Origin of the sequence: Collimonas silvisoli, assembly GCF_018305005.1 — a bacterium.
Classification (GTDB): domain Bacteria; phylum Pseudomonadota; class Gammaproteobacteria; order Burkholderiales; family Burkholderiaceae_D; genus Collimonas; species Collimonas silvisoli.
Genome location: NZ_JAGQEG010000222.1, coordinates 1 through 956 on the forward strand (window position 1 = coordinate 1; position 956 = coordinate 956).

The window sequence follows — 956 nt, forward strand, 5'->3', positions numbered from 1 at the left end:
CCAGGGTTTTTTGGGGTACAAAAATTCTGACTCCTTGGCGGGATGACTGGATCGAATGTGAAGATAAGTTGGACCTTTATAAGGAGGAGAACCCCGCTCCTAAATCCCGGAAAATTAAGGTAAAAACGGGGTAAACCCTTATATCACGTGGGTTTTAAATCCCGGTCATAGGCCCGTTCGAACACCGGGTTTTTAGAATGGCCCCATGCTTTGCGTTGAAGCACGGGGTGGCAAGTTAATTTGAATTGATCCCGCCGGCTTCACGCAAGGTGTAACAGAAATTTTGTTAAACCAAATGGAGCCTGCTATGAACCACAATCAACCACTGGCGATTGATTCCAACCGCCGTCTTACAACAGAGGAACTCGCCGCTGTACTTGCGATGTGCTCTCAAACTCTTCGCAAACGCCTATCCCAAACCGGAAGTTATTACGGCGTGCGACCTATTAAGTTACCAAACGGAAAGCTTCGTTGGCCTGCTGATTCGTTCGATCAACTGCTTATTGGTCGCCATCATGACGCAGCATAATTTTTCGTCTCGTGCCGTTGCAAACGGCGTGGAGCTAGTTTGCGCGGCTTCAATCCAGCCAGAGGCTATTGCCTGGCTTTGGGGCGGCTGGCTGGCGGCCGGGAAGTTTCACATTTTGGCTGGCCCACCTGGCACTGGCAAGACAACGCTTGCAATGTATTTTGCAGCGACAATTGCGAACGGGGGCTTGCGCGGACATGGCTGGCCTGACAAATCGTTTGCACCGGCAGGTAATGTTGTCCTATGGAGCGGAGAGGATGGCATAGCGGATACGATCATTCCTCGATTGCTAGCTTCTGGCGAAAGCGTCGATCGTATTTTTGTCGTTGGTGAAACTAGCGAAAACGGGCGTTCGCGCCCGTTTGAACCTGCGACGGATCTCAAGTTGCTGCGAAATAAAATTTGCGAAATTGGGAACGTGCGTTTG

At 50.6% G+C, this 956-nt stretch carries 2 protein-coding genes; both read left to right on the forward strand.

The features are described from left to right. Positions 1-307 precede the first annotated feature (307 nt). Positions 308-529 (forward strand): DNA-binding protein, encoded by a 222-nt coding sequence (locus KHU33_RS26110; protein ID WP_211468465.1) that lies wholly within the window; start codon positions 308-310, stop codon positions 527-529. Next, positions 516-956, forward strand: a 441-nt coding sequence (locus KHU33_RS26115) for an AAA family ATPase (RefSeq protein ID WP_211468467.1), incomplete at its 3' end; no start/stop codon positions are given. The genes KHU33_RS26110 and KHU33_RS26115, both read left to right, overlap by 14 nt.

Coding starts and splice junctions, on each gene's coding strand:
- KHU33_RS26110 (WP_211468465.1), top strand. CDS start 308: ATGAACCACAATCAACCACTGGCGATTGATTCCAACCGCCGTCTTACA.